The following is a 4,955-nucleotide window of genomic DNA, read 5'->3' as shown; positions in this document are numbered from 1 at the left end:
TGTTGTTTAGCTCAGGGGAAATTAATCGGGTAAAGTTGGCAATTTTTTCAACAATGTCATCAGGTAATCGGTCAATCTGTTGGTGAAGTTCTTCACGAATTGTAGCAGACATAAGTTAAATTATTTGATTAAGGTGTAGAATTGATGGTATTAATTATAACTCAGATATTGGGTGGTAATTTGGGAAAAAGGTAATGTTGGGTTTCGTCACCTCAACCCAATCTACAAGATCGCCCCTCCTCCTCAAAATCGCCCCTCCCCATCATCAAAAAAACGATCGCCCCTCCTCCTCCTCAAAAAGTGATCGCCTCTCCTCATTCCCCAAAAAAAGATCACCCCTCCTCATCACAAAAAGTGATCGCTACTTTCTTCTTCACCTCCCAAAAGTGATCGCACTACAAGATCGGTGATCGTACTAAATATTTATACCCAATTCATAGGATTTTTTGTAAATACGATTGGTCTCTTCCTTGATCGCTTTAAATTTTTGGTAGAAGGCTGAGAAGTTTAATTCTTTTTTGGAGAGGTCATAAAAAATCATCATTTCGATGTTGAGCATCTGACTATCGGTATCGATTTTTAAGCTTCTAAAGCCTATCGCTCGGTTACGATGTCTTTCTGGTTCTATTAAATCATTAACAGCATCTACTAAAGGTCCGCCAGCAGTAAATATCCCCACTAATCCTGTTAAGGCTCCAATGAGAAAGCTTCTTCTGCTTAGAGGGCTATTGCTGTTTTCATTCCTAGGGTTTCGAGCACACCATAAAGCAGAAAATAGTGTTATTGTCAATCCTACTAAGATTCTCCAAAAACGATATTGTCTTTTGTTCTTGCTTGCTATCCTTGCTTCTTTTTCACAAATAATAGAAAGATTAGCTAGGCTTTCCCACTGCTGGGCTAGATCTTGTAGTAATTCATGTCTCCAGTTATCTTGATCTACTAACTCTGGGAATAATGATTTTTCAAATATAATTGGGGATAGTTCTTTTTTTTGCTTATCTTCTTTAACATAATGGTCTTGTTTAACTTTATCTATAGCTTTATTTAGGTCAATTCTACGAGCAGTTATTTGCTCTTTAAACTTGGCAAAACTAAAATTATTTTGGTTATTTTGTTGAGTTATATTAGTTGTCATACATTCGTAAAAAGTCATGAAATATGATCGCCAATTTTATTAGCCAGAAAAAAGGCAATATTGTATTGTATCACCTCAACCCAAGCAACAAATCGGCGATTCAGCCATATTCTCAATAGGACTATTTCAGTAACTCGATTTCCCCTGGTCGCCAAGTCTTATCAAACCAAGGCTCAAGCGGGCCATAAAGTCGAAGAATCGTATTCCAACCCGTGCCCGGATTTGTCTGCACCCAGTTATTCTCCTTACCCGCAGGCGGTTTCGGCCCGAAATAGATATCCACAGAGCCATCGGCATTAACCAAAAGTCCCTTTGTCTGACTACCGACACTAGGAAACTGTTGATCCGTCTGAATCATCGATCGCGTCTGGTTACTGTCAAGAATCACTGACCAGAATAGTAGCACGCGAGGATGTGTTAGCGTAACGTAGAATAATTACAAATTCATCATGATTAAAAGCAAAAAAGCGCGTTAAGTAACTATTTTTTAAGTCAAGAGGGCAATTAGCGATCGCCACTCCTGATCAAAAAGCGATCACACCATGAGAAGAAAACCTGATCGCACTAAAGTCCAAAATAATCGCAAATCAGATAATTATTGTTAAAAAAACAATTTGGTCCGTTACATTTCATTAGCGTACCCTACAGGATCACCGACTATACTAACCGGTTGCTTGTCGAGGGCAATTTCAAATAAAAATTCAGGGGCAAAGTCTGCTCCGTTTGGCCATTCTATTGTCCGACTATTTACATATACTTTTTGAAATAAACTTTTATCTTTTAAGGGTTCAAAGATTTCTCCATACAATTCTTGTTCTAAATCTACAATCCCTTCTATTCCATTATTAATGGTTAGCTTTAATTGATACTTATCCAGATATTCCACACAGATAACATGAAGAAATAGCTCCTTTTTAGGGAAGGGGATCGATTCTGTTAAGAGGTTTTCTTTGACGCGCATTTTCCCAGTTCTCCAATAGTTCAGATTGGTGTAGATCAAGCCACTCCCATACTAAATTTAGTCCTCTTTTGGGCATTTGACCACAAACTTCACCTGTGTTAATCATTATAACCGCTTCATAATCTTGATACTCGGCATGGATAGGAGGCGGATTGTGATCGTTATAGTTCATGGTGATTTTTATTCCATAGAAGCTTGATAGAGTGGGCATGAGTAAGAATAGTAATAAAGGTTGCTTTCTAAAAGTTTGCCCCCTATTGTAAGCGATCGCCCTTGGCGTTCCTATCCCAAGCAATGACAATTTTAAAGTTTAATCAACAAGATAACAGCGATTACATTGAGCCTAGTCATAATGAAATTCACAACTAATAATAATAATTTTTGTCTCTGTTGGTTCCCCAATCCAATACATCTGTCTGTCTTTGTCCCAGTTGTTTGGCCGTTTCTTCTAACCAAGCAAGATAGTCTTGTTCGTATAAGTCTTTAGCGCTGGTCAGGTATTAGGTTTTTATTTTCTTGACGCTTATCTAACCTAAAAAAAGAGGGTTTGCAGGCAGGCAAGGATTCCCATTCTATATATAAGTATATGTCAAGGGCGGGGATTTGTCAAGGGTTTTGACAGTAGAAAGGGAGAAACTTTTTAACAATACACTTGTTCTAACATAGCGGTAGTGAGAGATTTTTGGCCGTGATAATAGAGACGACGATTGAGACAACCGATCGATTTAACATAGGTAGATAGGGTTCCCAGATCATGGGAAATAATTAAAATAGTTATCCACTCATTCAATTCTTGCAACAGGGAAAAAATACTAGCACGCATTTGGGGATCGACACTGGCAGTGGGTTCATCTAAAATCAAGAGACGGGGTTCTACCGCTAAAGCGCGAGCGATATAAACCCGTTGGCGCTGTCCTCCCGAAAGTTCGGCAATCGACCTTTTTTTCAACGCTAACATTCCCACACTATCTAAAGCTTTATCTACCCTTACCTCATCTTTTTTACTATAGCCTTGCCAGAGTTTTTTGCTGCTCAATCTCCCCATTTTCACCACCTCACCCACAGTGATGGGAAATGAGCGATCGCATTCGACAAACTGCGGCACATAACCGACTAATTCCCGACCTTTTTGGACACTTTGCCCCAAAATACTGACTTCTCCCCGCCAAGGTTTAATTAATCCCAGTAAAACCTTAAGGAGGGTAGTTTTTCCTCCTCCATTCGGGCCGATAATTCCCAGAAAATCCAATTCTTCAATGGTTAAATTAATATCTTCGAGGATGGGTTCCTGTTCGTAGCCGGCCCAGAGATTACTAATGGTAATGATCGTTGACATATACAAACAATTACTGATTTAAAACTGTGGCCATTTTTTGGGAAACTTGTCGCAGGTTTTCACTCCAATTTTGAGCAAAGGCACTGATAAGGATTACCTGTCCCCCAATTTCCCTAGCAATAGTTTCGGCACTTTTCTGACTAAATTCCGGTTGAGCAAAAATAACTTTAATATTCTCTTTTTTTGCCTGTTTGATTAGTTGACTTAACTGGGCAGCACTGGGTTCATTGCCTTCGATTTCGATCGCAATCATCTCTAAACCGTAATCTTGGGCAAAATAGCCCCATTCGGGATGAAAAACCATAAATTTTTGGTTTTTGACCCCTGCCAAGTTTTGCCGAATTTCTTGATCTAATGCGTCTAATTCCTGACTGAATTTTTCCAAGTTAGCCCGATAGATAGCTTCCTGACCGGGATCGAGTTGTGCTAGGGTTTGATAAATAGTCTTTGCTTGTGCTTTGACTCGTTTTGGTGATAACCAAATATGGGGATCTAGGGTGTTTTTTCCAGCTTGATGTTTTTCTTCCTTGCTGTGATCATGATCGTGATCATGATCGTGATTATGTTCTGCTGTCAAAGGGATTTTATCTACCCCTTGACTGGTATCGATGATTAACATCTGTTGGTTAACACTGTTTAAGCGATCTTTCCAGGCATCTTCTAAGGATACACCGATTTTAAAGTAGGCTTGCGATTGGGCTGTGGTTTTTAATTGTTCGGGTTTTGGTTCATAGGTGTGGGGATCTGTCCCGGGTTGAATCATGGCATTAACACTAACTCTATCACCGCCGATGCGTTTGACGAAATATTCCTGCGGTACGATACTCACTGTCACCTGTAAGGGTGTCTTTGCTTCCTCTTCCTTGACCGAGGGACCACTACAAGCTGTTAAGCTGGCTATAGTCAGGGTTAAAGCGATCGCTGTTAACTGGAAATTTTTACCCATCGGATTAACTGAGTCTGATTATGATTCTGATCTTATCACAGTCGGTGAGAATCGTTATCATTCTGAAAATATTTTGGTATAGATGTACTGGTTTTTCGTCCTTCGATCTTTCGCTCCCAATTAAAAAATTTTTTCTTGCTAACTAGGGCTTGACATGATATTATATAGATAATGGAAAATCCGTGCGCCTGCGACCCCCCTCTGGTCAAGTCAAATAAAGCCCAAAAAAATTAACCCCAAAAAGTAGTGGGTGAACTGACAACTGATACTCGTTAAGACTGCACCGGAGTGCCGGAGTTGGGAGAGGAAGCCTGAGCATTTGTACTAAAACTCTCAAGAGACAGTTTAAATTCAGGATATCTCAACTAAAGCTTGCTGAATAAATCTAAAAACCTTGTTGGGTAAGACTTTTAGACTTTTGGGGAAATCAAAAAGTACCGGACATGGGAGTGATCGGGGGGAAAATTAAGTAATTGACCCCCTCAAAATCGGTAAAACCCTACACCCCACACCCTACACCCCACACCCCACACCCCACACCCTACACCCCACACCCCACACCCCACACCCTACCCCC

Annotated in this window: 6 protein-coding genes and 1 pseudogene; all 7 read right to left on the bottom strand. The window is 40.1% G+C overall.

The genetic code is table 11. From position 1 onward, the window contains the following. Positions 1–415: 415 nt before the first annotated feature. Entirely contained in the window at positions 416–1,153 is a 738-nt protein-coding gene (locus tag PX481_RS22590; RefSeq protein ID WP_002757449.1) for a hypothetical protein, read from the bottom strand. Between the two features lie 103 nt (positions 1,154–1,256). Beyond that, positions 1,257–1,541: a DUF1214 domain-containing protein gene (locus tag PX481_RS22585; RefSeq protein ID WP_288025645.1), complete on the bottom strand. Its 285-nt coding sequence runs from the start codon at positions 1,539–1,541 to the stop codon at positions 1,257–1,259. Positions 1,542–1,757: 216 nt separating this feature from the next. After that, positions 1,758–2,096 (bottom strand): DUF2442 domain-containing protein, encoded by a 339-nt coding sequence (locus tag PX481_RS22580; protein ID WP_288025648.1) that lies wholly within the window; start codon positions 2,094–2,096, stop codon positions 1,758–1,760. Next, positions 2,050–2,307, bottom strand: coding sequence for a DUF4160 domain-containing protein (locus PX481_RS22575; RefSeq protein WP_002757447.1), 258 nt, complete (start codon positions 2,305–2,307; stop codon positions 2,050–2,052). The genes PX481_RS22580 and PX481_RS22575 overlap by 47 nt, the downstream gene beginning before the upstream one ends. 187 nt (positions 2,308–2,494) lie before the next feature. After that, positions 2,495–2,593 (bottom strand): annotated as a pseudogene (locus PX481_RS22570) (DUF29 family protein); the annotation flags it as partial. Between the two features lie 143 nt (positions 2,594–2,736). Further along, positions 2,737–3,432, bottom strand: a complete 696-nt coding sequence (locus PX481_RS22565; RefSeq protein WP_002757445.1) for a metal ABC transporter ATP-binding protein — start codon at positions 3,430–3,432, stop codon at positions 2,737–2,739. A 10-nt stretch (positions 3,433–3,442) separates the two neighbouring features. Beyond that, on the bottom strand, positions 3,443–4,378 hold the full coding sequence (locus PX481_RS22560; protein ID WP_002757443.1) for a metal ABC transporter solute-binding protein, Zn/Mn family: 936 nt from the start codon (positions 4,376–4,378) through the stop codon (positions 3,443–3,445). Positions 4,379–4,955: the final 577 nt, after the last annotated feature.

This window comes from Microcystis sp. M53603_WE2, assembly GCF_030065435.1.
This window is presented reverse-complemented; position numbering and strand designations above follow the sequence as displayed.